The organism is Micromonospora sp. NPDC049903 (genome assembly GCF_044460945.1).
GTDB lineage: Bacteria > Actinomycetota > Actinomycetes > Mycobacteriales > Micromonosporaceae > Micromonospora.
The window spans coordinates 39,158-66,029 of record NZ_JBITKL010000011.1 but is presented as its reverse complement, the minus strand read 5'-3'; the positions used below and the strand labels follow the sequence as shown (position 1 = coordinate 66,029).

Genomic DNA, 26,872 nt, shown 5'->3' with positions numbered 1-26,872 from the left:
GCGGACCCCCCGTGCGTCCACCGCTGCCTGACCGACGGCACCCTCGACCCGGACGCCGGCACGTACCCGTTGTCCCACACGGTGCTCGGCGGGCGGCACCTGCACGACCTGTACTACGTCGTCTACGTCAGCGCCGCCGGACGCGCGGTTGTCTTCACCGCGACCTGAGCCGATCCACACTCCGGGTGGTGAGCCTCAGGCCACGAGAAGTCGCAGGCCCAGCTCGGCCGCGTCGAGGTCGACGAGCTCGCGGTTGCGGTCGACCCACCGGCCCGAGGACAGGTCCTGCCGAAGGGCGCGTACGGCCCGCTGCTCGGCCGCCGGCCCGACCCGGGTCCACACCGACACCGCCCGACGTACCTGCTCCTCCAGGTACGCCTCGGGCCGACGCCAGTACGCCTCGAAGAAACCGTCGGCGCAGTCCCACGGGACGAGCACCGGCTCCATGCGGGCCCCGATCACGCGGGCCAACTCGTCCACCGAGGGTCGGCCGACCACCAGGCCGGCGACCTCGGGCAGGTAGTCCCGGCTGAGCCAGAACCGTTGACGCCAGCCGGTGTCGCTGGCGTCGTGCGTGAACACCACGACGCGACGGGCCACCCGCCGCATCTCGCGCAGCCCGGCGATCGGGTCGTGCCAGTGGTGGACGGTGCTGAAGGCCAGCGCGGCGTCGAAAGAGTCGTCCGCGAAGGGCAGGGTCTCGGCACTGGCGGCCACGCACGGCGCCGCGCCCACGGGACGCTGTGCACGCATGGTCGCCGACGGTTCGACCGCGGTGACCGCACGGTCGACCGGCTCGTACGAACCGGTGCCCGCCCCGACGTTGAGCACCGTACGGGCGTCACCGAGCGCTTCCCAGACCCGCGCGGCGATGCGTGGCTCAGTGCGTCGCGTCGCCGGATACGCGGACCCGATGGACTCGTACAACTGCGCGCCGCTGACCCGAAGATGCTGCTCCGGCGTCATGCTGATGCCCATCGCCCGCGCCTGGAGTTCCCTGTCGATGGCGGCGATCGTGGCGGTGGCCCGGTCCCGTTGTGCCAGCAGCAGGCCCCGCAGCCGATGCAGATGGGCGACCGCGTCGCTGGTCGGGTCGTCGACCAGCGCGGCGATCTCCCGCAGACCGAAGCCCAGCCGCCGGTAGGCGAGCACCTCCCGCAGTCGTTCCACGTCGCTCGCGGAGTAGGCCCGGTGGCCGGCGCTGGTCCGGGCGACCGGTCGCAGCAGGCCGATCTCGTCGTAGTGGTGCAGCGTCCGGACGCTCACGCCGGCCATCCTCGCCACACGTCCCACGGTCAGGTGCTCGGTCACCTCGTCGACGATGCGGCATGACGTCACGTGAGGTGCAAGGGCGACCGGGTCAATGCCCGCCCGCCAGAGCCTCACCCAGGGGTGTACGGGTGTGCAGGGTCCGGGGGCCGGCCCGCCGCCTGTCCACCAGCCCGGCGTCCCGCAGCACGGTGAGGTGGTACGACGCGGTGGACACCGCCACTCCGGTCAGCTCGGCGCATTCGGAGGTCGACAGTGGCTGCTGGAGTTCCAGGACCAGCTGGGCCCGGGCGGCGCCCAGCAGGGCGGTCAGCGCGGCGAGCACGTCCGACGTGGGGCGGTGCCACGTCTCGGAGACCCCGTGCGCCGGGTAGAAGATCGTCGGTTGGGCGGGTGGCTCGGTCAGGACGGCGCAGCCTCGGGCGGCCATCATCACCGACGGGACCAGCACCAGCCCGGTCCCGCCGCAGTCGACCGCCTCCGAGTGGTGCCGCAACCGTACGTGGACGACCTCGTCGTGCCAGGTGACGGTCGAGTGCAGAGTGGCCGCCATCGTCGCGAGCCCGACGTCGCTGCTGCGCCGCGCCCGCACCGCGATGTCGGCGCGCAGCAGGCGCAGCATCTGCGGCCACACCGGAGCCAGGAGTTGTCGCCACACCTCCTGCCAGGCGGCGACCACAGCCGTCCGGGCACGTGCCGGGTCGGCGATCAGCTCCCGGATCTCCTGCTGTCGGGCGCCCTCGGAGCGGATCACCATCTTCTGCAGGTCGAACCGCAACCCCAGTGCAGCGGGGCCGTCTGGGGACGGAGCATCACGCGTACCGCGTGAACCAGTTCGTGCCCGGGTGAGATCCCGAACCGCACGGCCGAGATGTCGCTCGAACCGAGCCGGAACTCCACCTTTCGATCCACGTCGAAAGCGTAGTCCGCCCGGCGTCCGGTCCCCGAAGCTGAAGCCCGTACCGATCCACGCGATCACGACAGAACAGGACGCATCATGACGCAGTATTTCCTGACCGTCCCGCACGACACGGCCGAGGAGCCGACGATGGCGTCGATGCAGGAGATGGACCCGGCCGAGTTGGAGGCCATGATGGCCGCCGTCGAGCGTTTCAACGCGGCGCTCACGGAGGCGGGTGCCTTCGTCCACGCCGGTGGCCTGCACCCGCCGTCGACCGCGATCACCGTCGACGCGACGGGCTCCGAGGTCACCCGCGTGCCGGGGCCTTTCGTGGTGGCGACCGAGTACGTCGGCGGGTTCTGGATCATCGAGGCCGCCGACGAGGAGGCCGCCCTGGCCTGGGCCGAACAGTGCTCCGGGGCCCTGGGGTCGCGCATCGAGGTCCGGGCGATGCAGTAGCGCCCCGACCTGCTCGCGACCGTCCGCGGTCCACGATCGCGAGCAGGTGTCGTCGGGCTAGTTGGACCAGGTGAATCCGGCCAGGTGCGAGATCTCTGGGGCCTGGTCGAGACCGAGGGCGGCGACCACCCCGGCGACGGCCAGGAGGGCGAGTGACACGACCGTGCGGCGCAGGCGCATGATGACCTCCATTACGAGCAGCACGAACTCGATTTCCTCGAAGGGTATCAATAGCCGGTGACGCCTCAGGGGATCGACTCGGTGGCTTCCCTGCGGGCCGGGCCGGCCAGCGAGTAGGCGATCAGCCCGCCGAGGGCGAACACCGCCGCCGTCACCGTCGCCGCAGTGTTGTCGGTCGGCTGGCCCTGCCAGGTCAGGACGGCTCCCCCGGTGCCCGTCTGGGGATACATGACCGCGACGCTGGTCCAGCCCAGCGGCAGGAACCACGATCGACCGGCGCCCACCACCGTCGCGCACAGCGCCGTCAGTCCGAGCAGGCCCGCGGCGTCGCGGAACACCAGCGTGGCCGGCCCGAAGCGGGCCCCGGTGTACCGCGTGGCGACCAGGGCCAGCAGGACGACCAGCAGGCCGGCCAGCAGGTGTGCCGCGCGCCGGGGCGGCCATCGCAACGAAGCGGTCCGGTCCAGGTTCTCGTCGGGTGCGGCCAGGGTGGCCGAGAGCACCGCGACCATCAGCAGGACCGTCAGGACGACCGTCGTCGGGGCGACGTCGCGTTCGTCGGCGATGGTCAGCCACAGCGTCCAGATCACCGCCGCGCCGCCGAGGGCCACGGCCAGGGCCAGGGGTACGCGCCGGGAGCGCAGGTACAGCAGCGTCCAGGTCACCGAGTGCTCCGGGACAGCAGTTCGCTCGTGTCCTCGCAGGCCCGTTTGGCGTCACGGACCGCCGTCACCCGGGCCAGCGCCTCCTCGGCGGAGACCTCGCGCAGCCCCTGCCACAGGGCGAGCGCCTCAGGGTTGAGTTCGGGGTCCTCCTGGATCATTCCGGGGATGAGCCCGACGTCGGACTGCGGCTCGCGGCCCAGCAGCCAGTACGCCGCCGCCCGTTCGACCGCCTCGTGGTGTTGCCGGCATTCGACGTCGATGGGGACGCCCAGCCCTCGGACGACCTCGACGGCCACGACGCCCGGGTGCGCGAGTCCGCCGGACCTGTCGATCCGGACCGGCACCTCGACGACGTCGTCGCGGGACGACGTCACCCCGCCGCGCCCGTACGTGGAGGTGTCCTCGTGCACGGCGGTCGGAGCGTCCGGGAGTTTCGCCAACGCCGCCAGACCTTCGCGGGCCAACGGGGTCAGGTCGTCGAGGACCTTGGTGTTGACCCGGCTCACGCACACCGTCGGGGCATCGTCGGTGCACACCAGTTCCCGGGCGATCGGGTCCACCGGCGCGTCGAGCACCGCCGGGTCCCGGGGCACGACCGCCACTGCCGCGGCGAGCCCGAGCAGCACCGGGACCAGCGCCGCCGTACGGGTCCGCCGGCCACCGGCGACGAACAGCACCAGGCCGGCGACGGCGAGCAGGGCGAGCCAGATCGCCAGCGCACCGCTGACCCGGTTGTCGATCGTCTGGTACGCGTGGAACTGGCTCGTGCCGTAGATCGGGGACACCGCCGCGGCCAGCCAGTCCGGACGGATGAACATGCTGACCGAGACGATCAGGACGCCGGCCACGCCCAACGCGGGCGCGGTCGCGGGAACGGGTAGCAGACGCCCGATCCCCAGACCGAGCCAGGCTGCGGCGATCAGAGACAGCACGCCGACGCCGGTGACGACGGCGAAGCCGAGCAGGGGCAGGTAGCCGGCGCTGGTGGCGATCCGGGCGGCACCCGCCGCGCTCACCAGCAGGTAGGCGACGCCGAGGGTGAGGGCCATCGCGCCGAGCACCGGCACCATCCGCTGGACCCGGGGCCGGGCGGTGGTGCCGAAGAGTTCACCGACGTTCGACCGGTGTTCCCGACGGCCCTGCCAGGCGCCTGCGGCCAGCGCCAACGGCCACATCAGCAGCAGGTACTCGCGGGTGACGAGAGCCAGCGACATCCAGCCGCCGGACCAACGGGCCGGGGCGACATAGAGTGCGCCGATTCCGGCGAGCACGGTGATCAGCGCGGCACCGAGCGCGGCGGAGCGGCGTAGTTCGACTCCCAGGATGCTCATCGGGCGGCCTCCGCCCGGTGCCGGCGCAGGACGGCGGAGTAGCCCCGTTCGGTCGGGCTGTCGCCCGGGTGGCTCTGGTCGCCCTGGGCGCTGAGCGCCTCGGCGGTGCCCTGCCAGACCAGACGCCCCTCGTTGACCATGACCACGTCGGTGCAGGCCGCCGCCACGTCCTCGACCATGTGGGTGGAGACCAGGACGCAGCTGTCGGTGCCGAGGTCCCGCAGCAGTTCGCGGAAGTCGAGTCGTTGTTCCGGGTCGAGGCCGACGGTGGGTTCGTCGAGCAGCAGGAGTTGCGGGTCGTTGACGATGGCCTGGGCGATGCCGGCGCGGCGCAGCATGCCGCCGGAGAGGGTCTTCAGCCGGGCGTCGGCCCGGTCGGTCAGGCCGACCCGGTCGACGGCCCGCTGGACCGCCGCGGGGATCGCGGCCTTGGGCATCTCCTTGAGCCAGGCCATGTATCCGACGAACTCCCGCACGGTGAAGCGCGGGTAGAAGCCGAAGTGCTGCGGCAGGTAGCCCAGGCCACGGCGGACCGCCCGCAGGTCGGCGCGGCCGTCGACCGGGTGTCCGAGCAGCGTCAGGCGCCCGGCGGCCGGCGCGAGGACGGTGGCCAGGGACCGCATCAGCGTGGTCTTCCCGGCGCCGTTGGGGCCGAGCAGTCCGTGGACCCCGATGTTCAGAGCCAGGTCGAGGCCGTCGACGGCCAGGCGCCGTCCGGCGCGGACCCGCAGGCCCTCGGCGTGGACAGCCCAGGGATTGGTGGTGACGGCCGTTTCGGCAGCGCTCAGGGCACGCATCGGCATCCTCCTTCGTTCGGGGTCGGTGGAGCGGGACGCGGCGTCGCGCGTCCGGTGGGCGGAACGGTGTTACTGCTGGGCGAGTCGTCGGAGCCCGTCGGCCCGCAGCAGCGCGGTGAGGGTCAGGGCGACCGTGGTCAGTGCCCAGATGCCGGTGCTCTCCTCGGTCAGCACCAGTGGCGTTCGGGCGGCGGCGAGGCTGGGTGTGATCACCGCGAGCGTCCAGACCGCGACCAGTGCGATCGCGGCCCGACGTACGCCGACGAGGCTGCCCAGCGCCAGCGTGGCGGCGGTGAACGTCAGGCAGGGCAACAGCGTCAGCGCCGGTGGCACGCCGGTGCCGTAGCCGGCGAGGGCGAGGGGTGGGATGACGACCACCAGCACCGTCGCGGTGCGTCGCAGCAGGGTGGTCAAGCCGGCGCCGGGCGTGGTGGCGATCAGTTCCCAGGCGGGATCGGCCCGGCGGTGCCAGGCGACCGCGACGCCGGGCAACGGGGCCAGCGGCGCGAGCAGCAGCACCAGCGACGGCAACTCGGTCCACAACTCGCTGAGCACGACGGCGCAGGCGAGTACCGCGGCGGTCATGGCCAGCCAGGGGACGAGCGTGCCGGCCAGCCAGCGGCGGCGCAGCACCGTCCAGGACCGGCTGCGGGCGGCCGGGGCCGGGGACGCGGCGATCTCCCGGTCCAGGGTGGCGGCGACCTGGGCGAGGACGGTACGCGTGTCGACGGTGGTGCTGCCTGCCAGCCGGGCCCGGCAGTCGGCGCAGTCCTCCAGGTGCACCTCGACGGCCCAGACGCTGGGTTCGTCGAGGCGGGGGTCGGCGGTGGCGTACCGCTCGATCTGGGTGAGGGTCGGGTGGGAAGTCATGACAGGGCCTCCCGTAGCGCGATCCGGGCTCGGCGGACACGGGACTTGACGGTGTTCTCGGGCACGCCCAGCAGCACGGACGCCTCGCGGGGCGAGAGCCCGTCCAGGACGGTGGCGCGCAGGGCGGCACGGACCTCGGGCGGCAGGGTGAGCAGCGCCTGTTCGAGTTCCTGCCCGATCCGGGCCGCCATCACCTCGTCCTCGGCGGCGGGTGCCGTGGTCGGCGTCAGTGGCACCTGCGGCAGTTGCGCCGTGCGGGCCCGGCGACGGAACGCGTCGACCAGACGGTGGGCGGCGATGGTCCACAGCCAGCCCACCGCGGTACCCCGCGCCGCGCCGCCGCTTCCGCGCCGCACACCGGCGAAGGTGCCCGAGGCCCGCCAGACGGTCAGGTAGGTGTCCTGGAGGACCTCGGCGACGATGTCGGGGTCCGCGCACCGGCGACGCAGGCGCACCTCCAGCCACGGCGAGGTACGCCGATACAGCTCGTCGAAGGCCCGTCGATCACCACGGGCGACGCGCCGCACGAGTTCGCCCTCGTCGGCTGCGTCCATGCCGGTACTCACACCGGGTAAGACGACGGGCGGACCGGGATCGGGTCCCGGTTTAGTGTGACGGCCATCACCTTCATCTCGGGTCGGTCGATCGCGGTGGCGTTCATGCCAGTCGATGGCGGGTGATACTCGGTCCCGTCGTGACGCGGGCGCGGGCACAATGAGCGCCGTGCTGACCGCCACCCGCAGCCTACTGTCGTCGCTCGACGTGCTGCCGTACCACCGACGGATGACCCTGCTCACGGAGTGGGCGCGTACTGCCCCCGACCGGGAGCAGGTCTGTGCCGACCTACGCGAGCGCGGTCCCTACGAGCGACACCTCGCCCTGATCGCGTCGATGGTGGTGCGGGATGGTGCCGGAATAGCGGCGGCCCTCCGCGACCCTGCGCCGTCGATCAGGGCGGCCGCGCTGAGTGCGGCGCTCCGTGCGGGTGTCGCGGTCGGGCCGGTCACGCAGCGGTCGGCGGCGGAGCGGCGGCGGGTCTACCGGACCCTGCGCCGTCGTCACCTGCCGGACGTGGCAGACGCGCTGGTCGGCGAGGTTCACGCCCAGTTCGGCGACGAGGAGGCCGCCGCGCTGCTGCCCGGGTGCGGCGACGCGACGGTACGGGCGCTGCTGCCCGACCTGGAGCACACTCTGCGTCTGGAGCCGCTGGTCCGGCGGCACCCGGGTGCGCTGCTGGACCGGGTGCGTGAGCGGCTGGCACCGGCTTCGCCCGAGTCACGTGACCGGATCTGGTACGAGGTCGCGACCTCGGTGCTGCGGTGCGACCCGGGCCAGGCGCTCGACCTGCTCGAACGGTACGCACCCGAGGAGTCGCTGCCCGGCTCGCTCGACGCGTACGGGGTGCTGGCGGCGTACGACGCCGGGCGGGTGCTGCGTCTGCTCACCACGCCGACCCGCCTCGCCTGGCTGCGACGGAGCGTCCTGCCGCCGGCTCTGCTGCGACGGCTGCGGGGGCTGCCCACCGACGCGCTGGGACCGCTGGCGCAGGCGCTGCGGGAGGACAGCAGGGCGCTGGCCGCGCTGCTCAACGCCGTCGCACCGGCGCACCGCGCTGAGCTGTACGACCGGGCCCTGGCCGAGGTGGACACGGCGGCGCTCGTGCCGGCGGCCGAGGTGATGGAGGTGTTGCCGGCTGCGGTCCGGGTCCGCGAGGCGAGGCGGGTGCTCGGCCTGGCACGCATCCGTGAACGGGAGGTCGACGTGCGCACGTGGAGTGCGTACCTGGCCTGGCCCGAGGCGTCCATGGCCCTGGAGGACGCGACGCGGTCGGGCGACGCCGACACGCGGGCGCACGCGTACACGCTGACGGTGCAGGCCGCGCGCCGGTCCCGCGACCGGATCGCGGTGGCCGAGGTGGTGATGCGGTTGGGGCGGCTGCGCAACGAGCAGGATCCGGTACGCGCCGCCGCGCTGAGCGCGCTCGCCACGGTGGCGCCCCTGCTCACCCCGGACACGGCCGACGGGCTCACGCAGGTGACCACCGACGCGGTCGAGGCCCGGGACGCTTCCGCCGCCACCACCTCGGGGCTGAGCAGGCTCGCCGCCGACGTCCTCCGACACCACGTCGACGTGCCGCAGTTGCGGGAGTGGGCGCTGCTCACCATCGACCTGGTGAGCAGCGGCGCCAGCGTGCCGGTGCTGCGGCGTTTCGACGACGTGCTGCGGCGCGGACAGGAGACGCTGGTCTTCGCGCGGCTTCGCGACTGGGTCGAGGCCGGCATGGCCCGCAGCCGGTACGGCCCGTTGTTCGCCCTCACCCGTGCGCTCGGCCGGCGGGCGTGGCGGGTGCCGCAGTTGCAGGAACTGCTGCGTCAGGCGATCGGCCCGCAGACCCTGCCGTCGGTGGCCCGTACCGCGATCGGGATGTGGCTCGACGATCCGCGCGCGCGTGATCAGCGGGTCGCCGAGGTTCTGGCCGTCGATGCCACGGCCGCGACGCTCCCCGAGGCATGGACGATCCTCTGTGCGTCCCGCACCGACCTGCTCGACCTGGTGCTCGATCGCGACCCGCGCGGACGGTTCGTGGAGGCGGGGAAGAGGTGGGTGCCGACGTGGGCGAGTCACGTCCAGCGGTGGCTGCCCCGCCAGCAGGCCCGCTTCGTGGAGCTTCAGGAGCGGATCATCTCCGACGGTGACCAGGAGGTGTGGCGGCGCGCCTCGGCGATCCGCGCCGTCGCCGAGGTGCCGGTGCGGGGACGGGAGGTGGTGCGGCGGCACCTCGACTCGCCGCAGGTGGTGATCGCCGAGGCCGCGCTGGGCGCGCTGGTCTGGACCGACCGGCCCGACGAGGCACTGCCGCTGTTGCTGCGGTACGCCGACAGCGACCGGGCCCGGGTCGCGCTGTACGCGGCCGGGCGGGCCGCCCGGCACGTCGCGCCGTCGCTGGTCGTCCCGGCGCTCACCGAGGTGCTCGCTGGTCCGGGGAAGGTCACCAGCCGCAAGGAGGCGGCGCGGTTGCTGGCCCGCTACGGACCGGCGCCGGTGATGACGATCCTGGCAGATGCCCATGCCCGTACGGACGCGCACCGCGACGTCCGCGCGGCGATCGTCTCCGCCGCGCGTCAGCGGCTGCACGCCGAGGCGAGCTGGACGATCCTGCGGGCGGCGGTCGACGGCGCTCGGGAGGAACGCCGAGCGGTCCTGGACGAGTACCCGTACGTGATCGCGCATCGGCATCGGACCCGCTACGGCGCGCTCGTCGTCGCCGCCTGCCGCTCCGCCGACCGGGAGGTCCGGCGCAGCGCGTTCCAGCAGCTCGGGACCTGGTCACCATGGTTGACCGGAGTCACCGACCTGGTCGTGGACCGGCTCACCGACCTCGACGAGACGACGGCGCCGATCGAGGTCGCCGCCCTGCTCAAGGCCGGTGGGGATGACGTTCTCGGAATCGCCCTGGCCCGGCTGGTGGACCTCGACAGCGTCGACGAGCGGTCGGGCGACACGACCAGCGACCGTCCGGCGCGACGCCGCATCGACCTGCTCGCGCGAGGTGCGGCGGTTCGTTCCGACTCCCGGCCGGTCAGCGCCGACCGGAGCGTCCTCGTCGGCTCGGCACGGTGGCTCGCTGCCCAGCCCGCCTTCACCGCCACCGGCGCCCGCCTGCTGGTCGACCTCGGCCGACTGGACAACCTCGACGACGTCGCCGGTCTGTGCGCGGGTCGCCCCGTCCTCGCGACGCACATCGCCGACCGCGTCGGCACCCGGCTGCACAGTCTGCGCCAGTGGCCGGATGCGGCGACTCTCGCCGACACCGTCACGCGGCTGACGGCGCGAAACGACCTGGCTGGTGGCCTGTTCGCGGTGGCCCTGGTGCGGCATGGAAGCAGCTTCGGCTGGAAGACCCCGTGGCGGGACCTGCTACTGCGGCTGCGCCGGCACGCGGACGCCGACGTCCGAGAGGAGGCGTACGCGGTCGACATGAGCTGACGTCACGGTGCCGCCAGCCGGATCACCTCGACGGGACCGTCGACGCGTTCGACGGCCTCAGGTCCAGGGCAGCGCGGCGCGCTCCTGCCAGTAGCGGTCAGCCGGCATCTCCAGTTCCGCCCACTGGGCCGGGTCGACGGTGAGCGTCTGCGCCCGCAGGTTCGAGGCCAGTTGGTCGCCGGTGGCGGCTCCGGACAGGACGATCGTCGCCCACGGCTGGTGCAGCGCCGCCGCGAGCGCGGTCGCGTCGCCGACGTCCTCGCGTGCGGCGAGGCGGCCGTTGGCGAGGGCCTCCTTGACGATGACCACGCATCCCGCGTCGTGCGCCTCGGCCAGGGCCGGGCCCGCGCTGGGCTCCAGCAGGTTCCAGGTGGCCTGCATACTGCGGAACAGCGGCTCGCCATCGACGCGTACGCCGAGCGCGTCGCGGATGACCTCGGCCTGCCTCGGCCCGCTGGTTGACAGTCCCACCAGCACGCCCTGCCGGCCGAGGCCGGCGAGTCGACGGTGCAGGGCCACGTCGTGCAGCGCGGGACTGTCCGGGGTGACCGAGTGGATCTGGTAGAGGTCGAGGCGGTCGCCGAGCAACTCCTGGGTCTGCGCGTACTGCCGCTCGAAGGTCGCGAGGCGATGGTCCTTGACCTCGTGCGTCTCGGCCTCGACGCGCCAGCCGGCGGTGTAGGTGTAGCCCCACTTGCTCCCGACGACCACGTCGTCGACGTCCGGCCGGCTCCGCAGCCAGTGCGCGAGGAACTCCTCGGCCCGGCCGTAGGAGCGGGCGACGTCGACGTAGCGGACCCCGGCGGCGTACGCCTGATCGAGGAGTTCGGCCGCACGCGCGCGCAACGCCTCGACGGTCCGATCGGCCGGCAGGTCCGCGGCGCGTCCGAGATTGATGTAGCCCGGACGGCCGACGGCCGCCAGTCCGAGCCCGATCCGGGAGCCTGCGGCCAGGCGCGCGATGGTTGCCATCACCCCATCCAACACGGCAGGCTGCGCGTCGTCGTCGCCACCCGGGTCGTTCCCGTCCGGCCCGGCGGGTTCAGCGGTGCAGGTAGGCGGCCAGGCCGCCGAGCTCCTCGTTGGCGATGAAGACCGAACGGACGTTGATGATGGCTTCCTCGACGTGGGTGGGGCAGCCCCACGCGGCGTCGCCCCAGGAGTCGGCGATCTTGATCTCGGCCGGTGCGGTGCATCCGGCCGTACCGCCGAGTTGGCAGTGATCGGGGTGCGGCACCGCGACCTGCGCGGCGGCGGCCGACCGCATCCGGGCGTTGAGTTCCGCGGCGGCGGCGGCGCGTTGCTCGGCCTCGGCGCGGAGTTCGCGCTCGGCGCGGATCGCCTTGGCCAGTTCGTCGTGCGCTGCCGCGGCGCGTTCCTCGGCGGCCTTCTGCGCCTGCTCGATGTGGTGGCGTTCGATGGCCAGCGCCGCGGTGCCCGCGAACAGCCGGGCGATGGCGAGGTCGGTGTCCTGCGGGACGCGTGGGGTGCGGTGGTACATCGCGAAGGTGCCCAGCAGCCCACCGTCGCGGGCCAGGATCGGCGTGGACCAGCAGGCGGCCAGCCCAGCCCGGTCGGCCAACGGACGGAAGTCGCTCCAGAACGGGTCGGTGGCGATGTCGGTGACGACGACCGGCAGCCGCCGATGGGCTGCGGTGCCGCAGGAACCGACGCCTTCACCGGTGGCGATGCCGTCGATGGCCTCGTTGTAGAAGTCCGGCAGGCTGGGCGCGGCACCGTGGCGCAGGTGCCGGCCGTCGGGGTCGGCCAACAGGACCGAGACGAACACCTCCTGCGGAGCGAGGTTCTCGATGCAGCGGGCCATCCCGTCGAGCACCTCGGTCAGCGGTGCCTGACGGGCGATCTGCTCCAGCAGTGCGCGGTGTTCGGCCATCAGCCACTGGGCGTGCTTGACCTGGGTGGTCTCCACACCGATCACCCGGATGCCGATCACCGTACCGTCGGTGTCGCGGCGTGGTTCGTAGGTGAAGTCGAAGAAGGTCTCCCGAGCCTGCGGGCCGGTGCCCAGCACGACCCGGACGTCCCGTCCGGTGTAGGACTCCCCCGCGCGGTAGACCTGATCCAGCAGGTCGATGAAGCCCTGACCGGCGAGTTCGGGCATCAGGTCCGCCAGCGGGACCCCGGTGCGTGCGCGTTCCTGGCCGATCGTGGTGAAGAAGGCCGGGTTCGCCGCCTCCAGCAGATGCGTCGGCCCGGTGAGCGAGGCGAACACGGCGATGGACTGGCCGAACAACGTACGCAGGTCGTCCTCTGCCGCGGGCGTGGTCACTGCCGGACCCGCAGCAGCAGGCCGCCCGCCCGATACCGCCGTCATGATGTGTGGTCCGCCCCTCGCCGTCGATCCCGTTCGTGCGCTATCAACCTACGGGACGACGCGTCCGCTCACCGGTCGTGGCCCTGCTGCCGCCTCGGTACCGGAGGCACCGGCGGCGCAGTGGAAGGTCGATCGCGACGCAAGCGGCGAAGACGGCACGTAGCCGCTCCTCGAAAACCCCCGGTCTACCCGGCCTCGATCCGGTGGGACCGGGCGCGCCGAGCGATCCCCCGATCGACAGCGGCTCCCTGAACTGACCGGAGTCGGGGCGGTGGTCCGCCGGACCGTCGCCCCGACTGCGGAAGTTGTCCCGGGACCGACGCGGACGATGGGAAGATCCGATTCCCCGTACGACCTGCGACGAGTGGCGACACGAATCGACGAATTCGCAGTGCCGGGGTGAATGTCGCGGCTCCAGAACATCGACTTCAATAGACGATCATTGATATAGGGTACCCTCGATGCAACACTCGTTGGAAGCGCTCCCACACCGTCCCGGAGCGCTCGGAACGGAGGATGCACCGTGCGTTCACACCACCCCCCTCAATCCCGGTCGGTCGTCCGCCGACCTCTCCAGGCACTCGCCCTGGCGCTCACCATGGTCGTCGCGATGCTGCCCTGGGCCGGCGCCGCCCAGGCCCACGGCACCGTGATCAACCCGGCGACCCGCGCCTACCAGTGTTGGCAGAACTGGGGCCACCGGCACATGGATCCGGCCATGCAGACGCAGGACCCGATGTGCTACCGGGCCTTCCAGGCCAACCCCGACACCATGTGGAACTGGATGAGCCAGTTGCGCGACGGCCTGGGCGGGCAGTTCCAGGCTCGTACGCCTGACGGTCAGCTGTGCAGCAACGCCCTCTCCCGGAACAACGCCCTGAACCAGCCGGGCGCCTGGAAGGCGACCACCGTCAGCCGCAGCTTCACGCTCCAGTTCTACGACCAGGCCAGCCACGGCGCCGACTACTTCCGGGTCTACCTGACCCGGCAGGGGTTCAACCCGGCGACCCAGCAGGTCGGATGGGGAAACATCGACCTGATCCAGACGACCGGGCGGTACGCGCCGACGCAGAACATCTCGTTCAACGTCTCGACCTCCGGCCGTAGCGGACAGCACGTCCTCTTCGTGATCTGGAAGGCGTCGCACATGGACCAGACCTACATGTGGTGCAGCGACATCAACATCGTCTGATCCGCGAGGTCGGCATTTACGCCGCTGCTCCGGTCCGAACCTCTTCCGGACCGGAGCAGCGGTGCGTCCGGCGTCGAGCGCAGTCGAGAATGGCGTTCTCACGAATTCGCCCCGCCGACTCGACCGGCCGCTCCGCGAACAGTTCTCCGGTCGCCCTCCGCGAGATCGGGGTCGAATGCCTGCCGATCGCGCGGCGGCAGCGACCCGGCGGCCCGGAACCGCACCGGCCCCGAGCACCGCCGTCGGCCGCGTCGGGCGCCCCGCACGGCTAGGACCGCACCCGCCCGACCGGAATCGCTCGCGACGATCCGGGACCGAGCCGGGCGAACACCACCCGGCTCGGCCGGAGCCCGATTCGCGCGACGGCGACGGGCGACTGGTCACCTCTTCGCCGCGACACATAGTCGCCATCCACTTACCGCACCGAACATTTTCGGCGCTCTCGGGACGGGCAGATCCGCCCGGACGATCGGATCGGTCAATGCCTGGACCGTTATGCGGATCCCGTTGACGCGGCAAGTAACGCAGGCGCTATTGTGACTACCACGTTCGCGGAACTGTCCTCACTGGAAGGGAATGTGCTCAGACGTGGCTAAGCAGATCATTCATAAGCTGGTCGACGACCTGGACGGCGGCGACGCCGACGAGACCGTGAAGTTCTCTCTCGACGGCGTGCAGTACGAGATCGACCTGTCCAGCAGCAATGCCGCGAAGTTGCGGGACGCGTTCGCCTCCTACGTCGCCCACGGCACGAAGGTGGGTCGCGGCGGCGTGGTCGTGGGCGGCCGGGCTGCCCGTGGTCAGGGTTCCGCCAGCACCGACCGGGAGCAGAACAAGGCGATCCGGGAGTGGGCCAAGAAGGCCGGTAAGGACATCTCCGACCGGGGCCGGATTCCGCAGGAGATCGTGGACGAGTACCACGCGAAAGCCGGTCGCTGACCGGCCGCACGGCTCATCTGGCGCGGCTCGACGAAACGCTCGTTCCGGTGCCGTGAAGCCTCTGCCCGCCGGGGTCACGCGCACCGTGACGGGCCTTTTACCGGTCGTGCACGAATCTGACCGGTGGTGCATGAATCGCATCGACGTCCGGTCACCGATCTCCCCATCGGTGCCGGCGGAGCGAAGACGAAAAAGTGTCCGCCACCGGAGTCGCTGACGGTCGTCGCCGCATTTGCGGCGCAATCGGCCGCAGCGGCTGATCGGGCCGAGTGTCGCCGCGTGCCTAGATGACAGCCGCCACAGTGCCGCAACACAATGATGCCCATGCGCAGCGACGAGGCCCAGCCGTCCACCGTGGTGTGGGTCGAGCGGCGCACCGACCGCGTCGGCGCGGTCACCGATCACGACGCCGTGTCCCGTGCGCAGACGTACCCGATCGTACGGATCGGCGCGTCCCACCGACCCGGACCCGCCGGAGTACGGTGAGCACGACAGCTTCCTCGACCCGGAGGTGGTCGCCGATCCGGCCGCACCCACCGGGGTCGGCGCGGCGATGCTGAAGGTCGACCTGCCGCCGGAGGCCACCGCCGACGCCGACCGGTCGGCGCGGTGGATCGTGTGGCGACAGGACGACAACGGCAACCGGTACGAGGTGGCGCGCACGGAGTCCCGCGCGGACGCCGAGGATCTCGTGGCAGTGATCAAGGCCAGGGGGCACAAGCAGTACTACTGGGCCGCGAAGGCGTCGGAGTGACCTGTTGCCCGCCGGGATCAGCCGTCACCGCCGACCGTCGCGGTGCGGGTCAGGGGAACGGGTGCGGGTAGGGGTTGATCTCCTCGGGCGGAAGCGGCGTGGACCGGTAGCCTAGCCGGACCGGGAGTTCCCTGAGCCGGGGCAGGTCGACCCGGCGGTTCTGGTGCCCGAAGACCATCGGCAGCGTGCCCGGGATGATGACCTTGACGCAGGTGAGGTCGACGGTGGCCTGTTCCCGGGCCGTCTGTTCGACGACGACCACGTCCAGGTCGCTGTCGAGGTACCGGTCGACGACCCAGCGCAGATCGTCGAGCAGGTCGGTGGCGGGTCGGTACCGCTTCGCGTGCGGGAACGCGGTCTCCATCGAGAGGATCTCGTCGCGCTGGTAGAGGAAGGCGAAACGGTCCCAGCTCTGCGGGGCGGCGGCGACCAGCGCGTGGTCCTCCATCGACCGGACCAGGTCGGAGTCGGCGACCAGGTCGGGCGCCGTGGTGTCGGCGGCCACCATCTCCTTCGTGGCGTCGGCGACGCTGGCCAGTTCGACCAGCCCGGACCAGAGCGCCCGCTCGGGGTCGAGGTGGGCGCCCGCGCCGCAGAACGCCTTGGGTTCGCCGGCCCGGTCGTCCTCGTCCACCAGCATCAGCCAGAGCGCGGGGATCCCCTCCGGCATGGTGATGTCGAAGACGTGCAGTCGGCTGCCGGTGGTGCGTTCCAGCCAGCGCACCAGCAGCCGGGTCGCCGGGTCCGCCGAGGTGAGCGGGTCGATCCGGGGCACCGGCAGCCGCGCGAACCAGGTGGCCAGGAACGCGTCGCGCTCGGCCACCTCGAAGATGCCGTGCAGGATTGCCTCCTCCAGGTTGCCGCCGAGCGCGCAGCCGTTGGAGCTCTCCAGGCCGAAGGCCGTGGCGTGTGAGCCGTAGTAGGCGGTGCTCTCCGGGACCAGGACCGGGCCGTCGCGGCGGAAGGAGTACGCGTACACCCACTCCACCGGCAGGTCCGGGTGGTATCGCACGGCGTTGGGGTGCGGCGGCGAGTCGGGCAGGCCCAGCGCCGGGGGTGCGACGGCGCGGTCCGGGCCGAGTTCGCGGAACGAGGCGCGGACCCGGGTCCGGCGGGCCCGGGGCAGGGTGCCGCCCAGCCGTTCCAGTGCCTCGGCGATGGCGACCGACACGCTGGCGGGGAAGCTGAAGGTGCGCCCGTATCCGGACAGTTCGGTGCAGCAGGCCGGGCCGCCGATGGCGGCGGCCAGGATCATCGGGTGGTTGTGGTGGAGCGTCATCGACGAGATCAGGCCGGTCTCGACGTCGACCATGGTCTCCAGCAGCCGCTCGTGCTCGGCGGGGAGGCTGCGGGCGCGGTAGTTGTCCGGCGCCGACTTGGGCCGGGACACCAACGTGAAGGTGCCCGCCTCGGGAGCGTCGTCGGGCAGGGTCGCACATGACAGGCACTCGGGGTCGGCGATGAACCGGTGTCGGCTGACCGTCAGGGTGGCGGTGCCGACCTCCAGCACCGCGCCGGCGCACCGGGGGGTGGCACCGCGTGCCACCCCCGCGAGTTCGTCGGTGACCAGCGCGGCCACGGTGGTGCGCACCGGTGGCCCGAGGACGGGGGTCGGCGCGGTGACGGATCCCTCGTACAGGGCACGCCAGAGCGCCGAGCGCTGGGGTGTCCCGGTGACGCGGGCCCGACGTTCGCGGACGCGTACGCAGTGGTGGCAGCCGGGTCGCCCGGCCGTGACGTACGGGCCGACCCGGACACCGCGCGGCGTCGGGTAGACCGGGAGGAAGTCCCGTCCCTCCTGGTGGGCGCGGCGGGCCGCGTCCTGCACCCGGTCGGTCTGATCGTCGACGACGAACAGGTCCACCGGGCGGTCGGTCCGGATCGGTGCCGTCGCGTCCGCGACGGCCTGGAACAGGGCGCCGTCGCCGTGGACGCGAACGGCGTGCGTCAGCGTGGTCGTGTCGGTCATCCAGCGCCTCCGGGTCGTGGCGTGAGCATGGCTTCGACGAGGAACGGGAGCACGTCCCGGGTGTCGGGCAGGTGGTCGACCGGCCGCAGGAGAAGTCGCTGCCCGGCGGCGTCCACCTCCTTGAGCAGTGGCGGGAGCCAGGCGTCCCACTCTCCGGCTCCGAGGTCCGGGCCGACATCCGCACCGGCCGGTTCGCGTCCGGTGAGGGCGGCGACCGCCGTCTGCATGGCCTGTTCGAGGGCGGTCGCGGTGTCCGGGGCGGTGCTGTGGGCGAGCCAGCCGTCGGTGGTGCCGACGAAGACGGTCGGCGTGCTGGAGGTGTCACACCAGGCGGTGAGGTCGTGCCCGAGGACGCTCATGTCCGCTGCCCTGGTTCGGACCGGTTCCGGCCAGTCGGCGGGGTCCAGTGCGGAACCGGCCGGGTGTGTCGCGTCGGAGGGTGCGTCGGCCAGGTGACCGGCGTCCGGTGCCGTCGCGGTCGTGCGACGCAGCCTGAGCAGCGCCCGGCCCACCGCCTCGGTCCAGCTGAGACCGGCGGCCAGCAGCGCGGCGGTGGACTCTGCCGGGACGACCTCCCCGGCGACCGGGTCCCACCAGCGGGTCGGGGTGGTGTCGGCGACCGTGGCCGCCTGCCCGGCGAGCGACTCCACGGCGGCCACCGCGGCGCGGCTGAGCGCCTGGCGGCGGTCGTCGCCGATGGCGGTCACGGTCGTCGGTCCGGTCCCGGTGCCGGCCACGTCGGCGACGGTCGCCTCGATGCAGCTCACCGATGTCTGCGACTGCCGGCCGGTGCCGATGTCGAGCACCGGACCCAGTCGCGGGTCGATCAGGGTGGCCACCCGGGTGGCGAACGTCTCGGCGTCGACCGCCGGACGTCGGGTCACCGTGACGATCCGCTCGGCGAGGTCGCCGGCCGATCGGTCGCTGCGGCAGGGTCGGCAGCGGGGGTGGACGGTGAGCAGGTGTTCGCTGGTGACGGCCGATGCCAGGTCGATGTGGGTCATGCGGTTGGTGGTGACGGTCTCGGCGCCGACGGCGTGCCGGAAGTAGCCGAAGCCGAGGGCCGTGCCGACGAGGGCACCGACCGGGGCGGTCAGGTACTCCGGGACATGGTCTGGCTGGTCGTCCTGCCACGGGGCGTCGCCGGAGCGGCTGGTGCCGTGCAGGCTCCAGACCACGCATTCCCAGCAGCCGCCGGCGGCCCCGCCGCCGGTGGGGCCGACCCACGCGCTGCCGCCGGTGGCCAGCGCGTGCAGGGCGGCGACGCCGTGTGCGCGGGCCACCCGGTTCAGCGTCAGCGCCCGGCCGGCCATCAGCCGGTCGGTGCAGTGCAGGACGGCGTCGTGCGTACCGATCAGGGCGGCGAGCGCAGCGTCGTCGGTGAGCGCGACGGCGAGGTCCGGCCGCAGGTCCAGCTCGACGGTGGGGTCGTCGGCGCGGTGGCGGTCGAGGATCCGCCGACAGGCCGCCGGGTCGGTCGGCGATTCGGCGGTCGGGACCAGGGTGGCCCGCCGGAGTCCGAGGTCGAACAGGGTCTGGACCAGTGCGGCCAGGCCCGGACCGGCGCCGATCAGCAGGACGCGACTGTTGCGGAAGGACTCGAAGCGGTGCGGCGGGGCGTCGGCGGCGTGCTCCGCGAAGGAGATGGCCTGGCGATACCGGTCCAGCTCCCAGTCCTGGAGCCCGTGTGGCGGGTCCCGGTCCAGGTCGCGGGCGATGCCCCGGTCGACGAGCATGGTGACCAGGTCGGTGACCAGTCGCTGTTGCGGGGCGGGCAGGCCGGCGGTCAGGTCCGCGACGGTGCGGGTGCCGTCCAGGTGCGGGGCGATCCGGCGGATCAGGCCGTACGCGGATCCGCCGCTGATCTCGGTGCTGGTGGTGCCGGTCTCCAGGTAGACGCCGTCCTCGGTGGGCACGTACATCAGGTCGTCGCGCAGTTTGGCCCTCATGCCGCCACCGCCCGGTCGAGCATGCCCATCCGGACCAGGACGGTGCGGCCGGTGTCCTGGAACGCCTGGCGGCCGTGCAGGTACCGCGAGTTGTCGACGACCAGGACGTCACCGGCCTGCCAGGGCACGGCGACGGTGAGACCGGCCGCGGTCTCGGCGGCGGTGGCGACGAGGTCGTCGTCGACGGGTGGCCCGTCCGGGGTCCGTACCCGTAGCCGCCGATCGTGGTACTCGTCGTCGCGGGGGCGGCTGATGAACAGCGAGTTGCAGAAGGCGGGTACGGCGCCGAACCTGGTCGGCGGTGTGCAGTGGGTCCCGAAGCCGGTCGTCATCCCCTCGTCGGTGACGTCGACGTGGATCGACTCCCACGGGTGCAGGTACGGCTCCCACCGTCGCAGAGCGCCCCGCGCCTCGGCCGGGTCGGTGGTGCCGAGCATCCGTTGCCAGTCGGCGGTGGACATCCGGCTCTCCCAGATGATCTCCATCTGCGTGAACCGTTCGCGCACCGGCGCGGGCAGCGCGGCGAGCAACGCGACCCCGTCGCAGAGCGTGGTGCCACCCCCGCCGTCGGCCGCGGGCCGTTCGCAGAAGAAGGTCATCAGATCCGGTGAGCCCGGGGCGTACGACGCCTCGCGGTGCAGCGGCATCCCTCGGGTGCCACGGGTGACCGTGGTGGTGGTCGGGTCGTCGTCGACGACGTCCCGCTCGTCGTGGAAGGCGCCGTCGTACGGCAGGGGCGACATCACCGCGTCGCCGAGCCGGACGAACGCCTCGCGTTGCCGGTCGCGGTCGCGCAGCAGAGCCGCCCCGTGCCGAGCCACCGTCGCCAGGACCGTCTCCGGCGCAGGTCGACCGGTGAGCACCGGGATCCGTTGGTCATCCATTCGTGGTTCCTTCCGTGAGTGCCACGGCCAGCAGTCCGGCACGCGACGTGGGCGCGCCGAGCAGGAGTTGCAGGACGGGGGTGTCTCCGGCTGGCAGGCCGAGTCGTGCGGCGATGTCGGGGGCCGAGAACCCGCCGATCGGGCGGATCGCCGCGCCGACCGCCTGCGCGGCCAGGGCGGCCAGTTGCACGACGGTCCCGATGAGCAGGTGGAGTCGGCGGAACTCCGTGGGGGTCAGGTCGGTCATGGGTCGCTCTCCCCCGGCGACGACGACGATGCTGACGCCGGCGGTCGCCATGCGGTGCGCGACCACGGTGGTGGGCGGTCCCGGCCGGTCGACACCGGTCGACGGCCGGAGCAGGTGGTGTCGGGGGTCGTAGCGGTAGGCGCCGGGCGGCAATCCGTCCACCTGGTTGACCAGGCACCACAGTGCCGGGTGCAACGGGTGCCGGGCCAGCTCGGCCAGGGCGGGAGTGGTGGTCCGGTGGCCACCGGCGTACGCGAGGACGTCGGCGAGCTGCGGCAGGCGCAGGCCGGGGGCGAGGTCGCAGGCCGACGCCCGGTCGGCGGCGGCGCCGGTCAGGTCCAGCGCCGTGACCTCGGGCAGGTGGACCGGGGCCGCGTCCGACGGTGTCGTGGCCTGCGGTGCAGGTGGTGGCGGCGCCTGCGGTGCAGGTGGTGGCGCGGTGCGCTGCGGCATGTCGGTCCCGGCCCAGGCGGCCCGGTGCAGGGCCACCGCGTGTGAATCGGCGTCGGCCAGGACGAGCCGGTCGTGGGTCAGGCCGACCGATTCCGGTGGCGCGGTCCGACCGGGCGGGGTGCCGGCTCCGGGCGGGGTGTCCGGCGTGGTGCCGGTGGGGATCTCGATCACCGCGTAGACGGTCTCCAGCATGCCGTCGAGTCCCAGCAGGTCGTCGGCGGCCCGGGGATCGGGAGCCAGGTGGGCGGTGCCGGTTTGCGGCCAGGTGAGCAGTTGGCCGAGCAGCACGCCGACGTCGACGGTGCCGAGCTGGTAACCGAACGCGCCGTACTTGCTGCCGTTCTTCCACGGCCGGCAGGCCAGCAGCAGAGCGCTACGTTCTGCGCCGGCCGTGGCGGTCGTCGCCGGGCCGAGCAGCCGGTCGACGTCGGCGGCGGGGTTCGTGTCGCGCAGCAGTTCGAGGCAGTGGTGGACGTGGTCGTAGTGGTAGACGCCGGGAGGCAGGTCCCCGGACCCGGTCCAGACGAGGTAGACCTCGCCCGGGTAGTAGGCGCCGCCGGACGGCACGGTCCAGCGCAGGGTGAACCAGGCGGGCAGGACGCGGGTGAAGGTCGGCCCACTCGACGGGGTGCCGGTCAGCGCCGACATCCCGGCCTGGGTCAGCATCTCCACCCGGCGCGGTCCGTAGCCCAGCAGCAGGGCGCTGATCCGGTCGAGGCCGGTGTCGGTCAGCGGTGGCGCGCCCGGTCCCGGCCAGGGCAGCGGTGTACGCGGGCTGCCCGGGTAGCGTTTGCCCTGCGGCGGCAGGTAGGCGGCGGGTGCCGCGCCGGTCTGGGCGTCGACCGCGTCCAGGTAGCGCGCCACGACGTCGCCCGGTGCTTCGGGTGTCATCTCAGGTCCCCGCGCTCTCGTAGCGGCGCAGCCCGGCCTCGAAGATCCGCCAGGCGGCGAGGGCGCAGGCCAGCGCGACGACCGGGGTCAGCAGGCCGATCGTGGCCGAGACGCCCTTGTCCAGCAGGGCCGCGGCGGGAAAGTAGCCGACGAAGGCGACCGGGACGACGACGAGCAGCGCCCGTACGCCGGTGCCGTAGACGGTCAGTGGGTACCGGGCCAGGTCACCGAGCATGTGCACGCTGACCGCGACGGAGTTCGACGGGCTCAGCAGCCAGAACGTCAGCGCGTTGGTGGCCAGGCTGACGGCGATCTTCACCAGCAGTCCGCTGGCCAGCAGCAGCCCCGCCCACAGCACGGTGACCGGCGACCAGGCCACGTCCGTCCGTCCGACGGCCGCGACCAGCAGCACCGTGCCGACCACGACGTTGCCGAGGCCGTTGACGCCGACCGCCGCGCCGGTCACCTGGAGGATCACCGGGTACGGGCGGACCAGCAGGTAGTCCAGGGCGCCGAGGTTGACCATGCCGCTGAGGTGCCAGGTGCCCTCGAAGAACAGGGAGCCGATCCCCTCGGCGAGCATCACCATCGCGCAGACGCAGAGGACCTCCCACTGTGTCCAGCCTTCGAGGACGGGCACCTGCCGGAAGATCGTGGCCACGAAGATCAGCCCGGCCAGTTGGCCGAGTACGGCTGCGGCGATGGTGAGCATCGCGTCGGCCCGGTACTCCAGGACGGCCCGCAGGTGGGCCCCGAGCAGCCGCCGGTAGATCCGTACCGCCTCGATCGTCCCGTTCATCTCAGCCTCCGTGCACCACGAGTCGGCGTACGGCGACGCGCCAGAGCAGCCGGGCGCCGATCCAGAGCACTGCGACCCAGAGCACCTGAAGGCCGATGAGGTGCAGCGACTCGGTGCCCCGGACCTGGCCGAGGAAGATCAGTGCCGGGGTAGAGACGATGCCGGGGAACGGTGACCAGGCACAGATCGTCTGGAGCCAGCCGGGGTACAGGGCGATCGGCACCAGCGCGCCGGAGAGGATGTTGGTGATCGCGATGCGGGACATGCTCAACCCGTGGAAGTTGCCCGTCCAGAAGCAGGCCAGGCCGACCAGGTAGACCAGTGCGAACTTCAGCGGCACCATGGCGAGCAGGCTGAGCAGGAACAGCCCGGTCTGGGTGGGGTCGGGCAGCGGCATCCCGCCGAACGCCAGCAGGAGCACCGAGCCCATCACCGCGACCACCAACAGTTCGCCGACGAGATAGCCGATCGTCTCGGCGAACCGGGCCAACTGGTAGTCGATCGGGCGGAGCAGGTCGATGGCGACCGAGCCGTCCAGCACCCGCAGGGCGACCTGCCCGTCGGTGAAGCTGGACAGCAGGGTGCCGGCCAGGAAGGCGACGAAGAGGTACGCCTTCATCTGCTCCCAGGTCAGACCGGCCATCTCGCCGCCGGGGTCGGCGGCGAACAACGCGCGCCACACCGCGAACAGCGCCACGGTCTGCACCGCGACCCCGGCGAGTTGCAGCAGGAACTCGCCCCGGTAGACCAGGACCGTCGACCAGGCCATCCGGGCCAGCGTCCGGTACGCCCTCATGCCGGTCTTCCCACCGTCGGCTGACCGAGTTCGCCCGCGTACGCCCGGCGGACCACGTCCTCGATGGAGGGCTCGTCGATCCGCAGGTCGACCACCGGCACGCGGGCTGCTACCGCGGCCACGATCTCGCCCGCGCCGTAGGTCGCGTGGTCGAAGGCGATCGAGACGTGTCGCGGTGAGGTGCCCGGAGACAGGCGGGTGCCCGGCAGGTCGGGATCGTGGGCGGCGGACCAGTCGGCGTCCAGGGTCAGGTGCAGCGTGCGTTGCCGGGCGACCTGTGCGCGTACGGCGTCGATCGGTCCGTCGAAGATGGCCCGACCACCGTCGATGATCATCAGGCGTTGGCAGACCTGCTCGATGTCACCGATGTCGTGCGTGGTCAGCAGCAGTGTCGTCCCGTTACGGCACTGGGCGCGCAGGAAGTCGCGGACCGCCTGGCGGGCGATGATGTCCAACCCGATCGTGGGTTCGTCGAGGAACACCACCGAGGGCGAGTGCAGCAGGGCGGCGGCGAGGTCGGCCCGCATCCGCTGGCCGAGGGAGAGTCGGCGCGTCACCACCGACAGCAGCTCCCCCAGGCCGAGCAGGGCGTCGAACTCGTCGAGCCGCTCCGCGTACCGTCGTTGCGGGATCCGGTGGATGTCGCGCAGCAGCGCGAGAGAGTCGCGGACCTGGAGATCCCACCAGAGCTGGCTGCGCTGGCCGAAGAGCACGCCGATGTTGCGGGCGTTGGCGAACCGGTTGCGGTGCGGCACGATGCCGCAGACCTCGACCTGTCCCGAGGTCGGCTGGAGAATTCCGGTGAGCAGCTTGACGGTGGTCGACTTGCCGGCGCCGTTGGGTCCCACGTAGGCAACGGCCTCCCCGGCCGCGACCGTCAGGTCGATGCCGTTCACGGCCGTGTGCGAGCGGTGCCTCGGCCGGACGAGATGGCGCAGCGACCCGGTCAGTCCCGGTTGCTTGTCGGGCGTCCGGAAGGTCTTGGTCAGGCCACGGGCCTCGATCACGGTGCTGGGTGTCATCGGCGTCGTGGGGTCGGCGTCACTCGGTCGGAAGGGCCGGTGGGACACGCGGGCGCAGGCGCAGCACCGTACCCAGTCCCTCGACCTCACCGACGGTGCTGTCGAAAGCGGTCCGCAGGACGCGGGTGAGATAGCCGAAGGTCGACATGTCCGGGTCGACCGCGTTGGCGAGCTCGGCTCCGGTGTCGACCAGGTGGACCTCCCCGGCGAGGGCACCGGCCACGTTGACGAACTGGCAGAACTCCTCCCACCTCAGGTAGCGCCAGAAGTCGACGCTGACGACGGCGTCGAGGCTGCCGGGCGCGATCGGCGGGTCCATGCCGATCAGGTGGTGGTTGGTGGCGCTGGCCGGAACGGAGAAGTCGAAGGTCACGGCCCCCTCGGGCAGCATCGTCCGGTCACTGCCCGTGCCGACCCAGAGCACCCGCTCGCCCGGCAGGTGCGGGGTGAGAAGCGCGACGGCGGACTCGATGCGGCAGGCGGACCGGGCCAGGCAGTCGGCGATCGCCGCGCGGTAGCCCACCACCCGCTCCGCCGAGTCGTAGACGTCCAACATGCCGAAGAACTCCCACTCCAGGATGAGATACTTCTCGGCGGCGAGGCTGCGGTTGGTCGAGAACTCCTGCCAGTTCCGGTCGACGTTACGGTGATGGGGCAGGTGGTAGGCGGCAGCCGCTTCGTCGAAGGCGAAGTTGCGGTCGTGCAGGCCGAGGTGTTCGTGCACCCGGTAGAACAGCTCGATGTCCTCCAGCCCCCAGCGCAGGCCGAACCGCTCGTCGAATCCGCCGACCGCGTCGAACAGAGCTCGGGAGACCGAGATGTTGTGGGTGTAGGCGAACATCCATCCCGCCTGCAGCCATTCCTCCCCGGACGGGGCCACCCCGGCCGGGAAGCGCAGGTCACCGCCCCCGGCGGCACGTCGGCGCGGCACCGGGATGGTCGGCTCGCCGGCCAGCGCGGCGTTGACGTACGGCAGTCCCAGTTCGTCCCGTCGCCCCAGCAGGACTGCGGGGCGGCCGGCGCCCAGGTGGTGCATCAGGTGCCGTTCCACCAGCTCGGGTGTGGCGTACGAGTCGGAGTCGAGAAAGAGCAGCAGGCCGGCCGAGGCGTGCCGTACCCCCGCGTTACGTGCCGCCGCCCGACCCTGCCGCTCGGCCAGTTCGACCAGCCGTAGGTTCAGCCCCTTGCCGGCGTCGGCCACGTCGGTGTAGTCCCCGCCGTCACCGCCGTCGCGCACCACGATCACCTCGAACCGCTCCGGTGCCAAGCTCTGCCGACGCAGCGACCGCAGCGTCAGTTCCAGACACTGGGCGTCCTCGTGCGTGGGGATCACCACGCTGATCTCGACACCGGTGTTCACCTCGGAGGCCATTCCTGAATCCCTTCCCGGATCCGCACGTTGTGGCAGGGATTGGGGCGCCGACGCCGACGCCGACGCCCCAATCAGGCGCTGGAACACCGCGTCGCGGCTGACCAGCGCCCGCTACCCGATCAGTGGCAGTTGACGCAGCACCAGCTGATCGGTCGGCCGCCGCAGCCGCAGGAACCGCCGCCGCAGGTCTTACCGTCGCTCGCGCCCTCGGTCAGGACGACGCTGCCGACCGGTGCCACCGCGTACAGGCCGGTCGACTGGTCGTCGCCGTCCGTCCACGAGATGTCGGTGGCGTCCAGGTCGGACAGATCCAATGCTCCACTCATCACAAACTCCCTTCGGGTGAGGTGATCATCGCGACGAGTGTAGGGAGCGCTCCCAAAGTCGCTCCATTCAAGAGAGGTAACAGGACGGTAAACCACCGTTGACGTGTATCTTTGCCGCACAATTCTCGGTGTTCAACCTCAGTTGAACAGGCAAAACACCCCTCGTCATCACTTGAACGCATCACTATTTAATGATGCCTGTCGATACTATCCACTTCTTTTCGGTCCATGTGTCCACACCGACAAACAAACCGACGCCACAGCCGCGAGACGTCGACGGCGACCGATAGTCGAATGACACCCAGACGCCCGACCACCCCCGCGCAAGCAGGGGGCCTCGACGGACAGGCGCGCCCACCCACACGGGCACCGGGCGCGGGGCGCGCGGTGACGTAGGTCACGCCGACCCACGCTCGGCATCTAGTACGTTTGTACTTGTACGGACGTACTAGATCGAGAGGCTGAGCATGACCACCGGACGGCCC

24 protein-coding genes are annotated in these 26,872 nt (G+C 71.9%); 5 read left to right on the top strand and 19 right to left on the bottom strand.

Going from position 1 to position 26,872, the window contains the following annotated elements; all coding sequences use genetic code 11:
• Window positions 1-195: 195 nt before the first annotated feature.
• A complete protein-coding gene (locus ACIBO1_RS18570; RefSeq protein WP_396747994.1) occupies window positions 196-1,311 on the bottom strand; it encodes a MerR family transcriptional regulator in 1,116 nt (371 codons plus the stop codon).
• Between the two features lie 49 nt (window positions 1,312-1,360).
• Window positions 1,361-2,047: a winged helix-turn-helix domain-containing protein gene (locus tag ACIBO1_RS18565; protein ID WP_396747991.1), complete on the bottom strand. Its 687-nt coding sequence runs from the start codon at window positions 2,045-2,047 to the stop codon at window positions 1,361-1,363.
• Between the two features lie 219 nt (window positions 2,048-2,266).
• Here ACIBO1_RS18565 and ACIBO1_RS18560 point away from each other — a divergent pair, with 219 nt between their 5' ends.
• Window positions 2,267-2,629: a YciI family protein gene (locus ACIBO1_RS18560; RefSeq protein WP_396747988.1), complete on the top strand. Its 363-nt coding sequence runs from the start codon at window positions 2,267-2,269 to the stop codon at window positions 2,627-2,629.
• A 57-nt stretch (window positions 2,630-2,686) separates the two neighbouring features.
• Here the strand turns inward: ACIBO1_RS18560 and ACIBO1_RS18555 are convergent, their stop codons facing one another.
• The 6 genes from ACIBO1_RS18555 to ACIBO1_RS18530 form a co-directional block, all read right to left on the bottom strand.
• Window positions 2,687-2,833 carry a hypothetical protein gene (locus tag ACIBO1_RS18555; protein ID WP_396747985.1) on the bottom strand — a complete coding sequence of 49 codons (147 nt, stop codon included), beginning with the start codon at window positions 2,831-2,833 and terminating at the stop codon, window positions 2,687-2,689.
• A gap of 41 nt (window positions 2,834-2,874) precedes the next feature.
• The gene (locus ACIBO1_RS18550; RefSeq protein WP_396747983.1) at window positions 2,875-3,474 is read right to left on the bottom strand and encodes a hypothetical protein; all 600 of its coding nucleotides are present in this window, start codon (window positions 3,472-3,474) and stop codon (window positions 2,875-2,877) included.
• The gene (locus tag ACIBO1_RS18545; RefSeq protein ID WP_396747980.1) at window positions 3,471-4,805 is read right to left on the bottom strand and encodes a hypothetical protein; all 1,335 of its coding nucleotides are present in this window, start codon (window positions 4,803-4,805) and stop codon (window positions 3,471-3,473) included. Before ACIBO1_RS18545 ends, ACIBO1_RS18550 begins: the two co-directional genes overlap by 4 nt.
• The gene (locus tag ACIBO1_RS18540; RefSeq protein ID WP_396747978.1) at window positions 4,802-5,602 is read right to left on the bottom strand and encodes an ABC transporter ATP-binding protein; all 801 of its coding nucleotides are present in this window, start codon (window positions 5,600-5,602) and stop codon (window positions 4,802-4,804) included. Before ACIBO1_RS18540 ends, ACIBO1_RS18545 begins: the two co-directional genes overlap by 4 nt.
• Window positions 5,603-5,671: 69 nt before the next feature.
• Complete coding sequence (locus ACIBO1_RS18535) at window positions 5,672-6,472, bottom strand: hypothetical protein (protein WP_396747975.1); 801 nt, start codon at window positions 6,470-6,472, stop codon at window positions 5,672-5,674.
• Window positions 6,469-7,026, bottom strand: coding sequence for an RNA polymerase sigma factor (locus tag ACIBO1_RS18530; protein WP_396747973.1), 558 nt, complete (start codon window positions 7,024-7,026; stop codon window positions 6,469-6,471). Before ACIBO1_RS18530 ends, ACIBO1_RS18535 begins: the two co-directional genes overlap by 4 nt.
• A gap of 160 nt (window positions 7,027-7,186) precedes the next feature.
• On the opposite strand from ACIBO1_RS18530, the gene ACIBO1_RS18525 reads away from it, so the two are divergent.
• Complete coding sequence (locus ACIBO1_RS18525) at window positions 7,187-10,459, top strand: hypothetical protein (RefSeq protein WP_396747970.1); 3,273 nt, start codon at window positions 7,187-7,189, stop codon at window positions 10,457-10,459.
• A gap of 57 nt (window positions 10,460-10,516) precedes the next feature.
• Here ACIBO1_RS18525 and ACIBO1_RS18520 read toward each other — a convergent pair whose 3' ends face one another.
• A complete protein-coding gene (locus ACIBO1_RS18520; protein WP_396747967.1) occupies window positions 10,517-11,431 on the bottom strand; it encodes an aldo/keto reductase in 915 nt (304 codons plus the stop codon).
• A 70-nt stretch (window positions 11,432-11,501) separates the two neighbouring features.
• Window positions 11,502-12,749 (bottom strand): GAF domain-containing protein, encoded by a 1,248-nt coding sequence (locus ACIBO1_RS18515; RefSeq protein ID WP_396747964.1) that lies wholly within the window; start codon window positions 12,747-12,749, stop codon window positions 11,502-11,504.
• A gap of 655 nt (window positions 12,750-13,404) precedes the next feature.
• Here ACIBO1_RS18515 and ACIBO1_RS18510 point away from each other — a divergent pair.
• From ACIBO1_RS18510 to ACIBO1_RS18500, 3 genes are all read left to right on the top strand, one after another.
• Window positions 13,405-13,986, top strand: a complete 582-nt coding sequence (locus tag ACIBO1_RS18510) for a lytic polysaccharide monooxygenase (protein WP_396747961.1) — start codon at window positions 13,405-13,407, stop codon at window positions 13,984-13,986.
• A gap of 588 nt (window positions 13,987-14,574) precedes the next feature.
• Window positions 14,575-14,925: an Lsr2 family protein gene (locus ACIBO1_RS18505; RefSeq protein ID WP_396747958.1), complete on the top strand. Its 351-nt coding sequence runs from the start codon at window positions 14,575-14,577 to the stop codon at window positions 14,923-14,925.
• Window positions 14,926-15,343: 418 nt separating this feature from the next.
• Window positions 15,344-15,679, top strand: coding sequence for a hypothetical protein (locus ACIBO1_RS18500; RefSeq protein ID WP_396747956.1), 336 nt, complete (start codon window positions 15,344-15,346; stop codon window positions 15,677-15,679).
• Between the two features lie 49 nt (window positions 15,680-15,728).
• Here the strand turns inward: ACIBO1_RS18500 and ACIBO1_RS18495 are convergent, their stop codons facing one another.
• From ACIBO1_RS18495 to ACIBO1_RS18455, 9 genes are all read right to left on the bottom strand, one after another.
• On the bottom strand, window positions 15,729-17,648 hold the full coding sequence (locus tag ACIBO1_RS18495) for a TOMM precursor leader peptide-binding protein (RefSeq protein ID WP_396747953.1): 1,920 nt from the start codon (window positions 17,646-17,648) through the stop codon (window positions 15,729-15,731).
• The gene (locus tag ACIBO1_RS18490; RefSeq protein ID WP_396747950.1) at window positions 17,645-19,597 is read right to left on the bottom strand and encodes a TOMM precursor leader peptide-binding protein; all 1,953 of its coding nucleotides are present in this window, start codon (window positions 19,595-19,597) and stop codon (window positions 17,645-17,647) included. Before ACIBO1_RS18490 ends, ACIBO1_RS18495 begins: the two co-directional genes overlap by 4 nt.
• On the bottom strand, window positions 19,594-20,481 hold the full coding sequence (locus ACIBO1_RS18485; protein WP_396747947.1) for a TauD/TfdA family dioxygenase: 888 nt from the start codon (window positions 20,479-20,481) through the stop codon (window positions 19,594-19,596). The genes ACIBO1_RS18490 and ACIBO1_RS18485 overlap by 4 nt, the downstream gene beginning before the upstream one ends.
• The gene (locus tag ACIBO1_RS18480) at window positions 20,474-22,072 is read right to left on the bottom strand and encodes a hypothetical protein (RefSeq protein WP_396747944.1); all 1,599 of its coding nucleotides are present in this window, start codon (window positions 22,070-22,072) and stop codon (window positions 20,474-20,476) included. The genes ACIBO1_RS18485 and ACIBO1_RS18480 overlap by 8 nt, the downstream gene beginning before the upstream one ends.
• 1 nt (window position 22,073) lies before the next feature.
• Window positions 22,074-22,871 carry an ABC transporter permease gene (locus ACIBO1_RS18475; RefSeq protein ID WP_396747941.1) on the bottom strand — a complete coding sequence of 266 codons (798 nt, stop codon included), beginning with the start codon at window positions 22,869-22,871 and terminating at the stop codon, window positions 22,074-22,076.
• A gap of 1 nt (window position 22,872) precedes the next feature.
• On the bottom strand, window positions 22,873-23,667 hold the full coding sequence (locus ACIBO1_RS18470) for an ABC transporter permease (protein WP_396747938.1): 795 nt from the start codon (window positions 23,665-23,667) through the stop codon (window positions 22,873-22,875).
• Window positions 23,664-24,689 (bottom strand): ATP-binding cassette domain-containing protein, encoded by a 1,026-nt coding sequence (locus ACIBO1_RS18465; RefSeq protein WP_396747936.1) that lies wholly within the window; start codon window positions 24,687-24,689, stop codon window positions 23,664-23,666. The genes ACIBO1_RS18470 and ACIBO1_RS18465 overlap by 4 nt, the downstream gene beginning before the upstream one ends.
• A gap of 19 nt (window positions 24,690-24,708) precedes the next feature.
• Window positions 24,709-26,061 carry a glycosyltransferase family 2 protein gene (locus tag ACIBO1_RS18460; RefSeq protein ID WP_396747933.1) on the bottom strand — a complete coding sequence of 451 codons (1,353 nt, stop codon included), beginning with the start codon at window positions 26,059-26,061 and terminating at the stop codon, window positions 24,709-24,711.
• Between the two features lie 119 nt (window positions 26,062-26,180).
• Window positions 26,181-26,387, bottom strand: coding sequence for a hypothetical protein (locus ACIBO1_RS18455; protein ID WP_396747930.1), 207 nt, complete (start codon window positions 26,385-26,387; stop codon window positions 26,181-26,183).
• Between the last annotated feature and the right edge of the window lie 485 nt (window positions 26,388-26,872).

Excerpts from the sequence above, each read along its gene's own strand:
- ACIBO1_RS18490 (WP_396747950.1), bottom strand. The coding sequence starts at position 19,597 with ATGAGGGCCAAACTGCGCGACGACCTGATGTACGTGCCCACCGAGGAC.
- ACIBO1_RS18535 (WP_396747975.1), bottom strand. The coding sequence starts at position 6,472 with ATGACTTCCCACCCGACCCTCACCCAGATCGAGCGGTACGCCACCGCC.
- ACIBO1_RS18545 (WP_396747980.1), bottom strand. The coding sequence starts at position 4,805 with ATGAGCATCCTGGGAGTCGAACTACGCCGCTCCGCCGCGCTCGGTGCC.
- ACIBO1_RS18455 (WP_396747930.1), bottom strand. The coding sequence starts at position 26,387 with ATGAGTGGAGCATTGGATCTGTCCGACCTGGACGCCACCGACATCTCG.
- ACIBO1_RS18520 (WP_396747967.1), bottom strand. The coding sequence starts at position 11,431 with ATGGCAACCATCGCGCGCCTGGCCGCAGGCTCCCGGATCGGGCTCGGA.
- ACIBO1_RS18480 (WP_396747944.1), bottom strand. The coding sequence starts at position 22,072 with ATGACACCCGAAGCACCGGGCGACGTCGTGGCGCGCTACCTGGACGCG.
- ACIBO1_RS18475 (WP_396747941.1), bottom strand. The coding sequence starts at position 22,871 with ATGAACGGGACGATCGAGGCGGTACGGATCTACCGGCGGCTGCTCGGG.
- ACIBO1_RS18485 (WP_396747947.1), bottom strand. The coding sequence starts at position 20,481 with ATGGATGACCAACGGATCCCGGTGCTCACCGGTCGACCTGCGCCGGAG.
- ACIBO1_RS18525 (WP_396747970.1), top strand. The coding sequence starts at position 7,187 with ATGAGCGCCGTGCTGACCGCCACCCGCAGCCTACTGTCGTCGCTCGAC.
- ACIBO1_RS18560 (WP_396747988.1), top strand. The coding sequence starts at position 2,267 with ATGACGCAGTATTTCCTGACCGTCCCGCACGACACGGCCGAGGAGCCG.
- ACIBO1_RS18470 (WP_396747938.1), bottom strand. The coding sequence starts at position 23,667 with ATGAGGGCGTACCGGACGCTGGCCCGGATGGCCTGGTCGACGGTCCTG.
- ACIBO1_RS18530 (WP_396747973.1), bottom strand. The coding sequence starts at position 7,026 with ATGGACGCAGCCGACGAGGGCGAACTCGTGCGGCGCGTCGCCCGTGGT.
- ACIBO1_RS18460 (WP_396747933.1), bottom strand. The coding sequence starts at position 26,061 with ATGGCCTCCGAGGTGAACACCGGTGTCGAGATCAGCGTGGTGATCCCC.
- ACIBO1_RS18540 (WP_396747978.1), bottom strand. The coding sequence starts at position 5,602 with ATGCGTGCCCTGAGCGCTGCCGAAACGGCCGTCACCACCAATCCCTGG.
- ACIBO1_RS18510 (WP_396747961.1), top strand. The coding sequence starts at position 13,405 with ATGCTGCCCTGGGCCGGCGCCGCCCAGGCCCACGGCACCGTGATCAAC.
- ACIBO1_RS18465 (WP_396747936.1), bottom strand. The coding sequence starts at position 24,689 with ATGACACCCAGCACCGTGATCGAGGCCCGTGGCCTGACCAAGACCTTC.
- ACIBO1_RS18495 (WP_396747953.1), bottom strand. The coding sequence starts at position 17,648 with ATGACCGACACGACCACGCTGACGCACGCCGTTCGCGTCCACGGCGAC.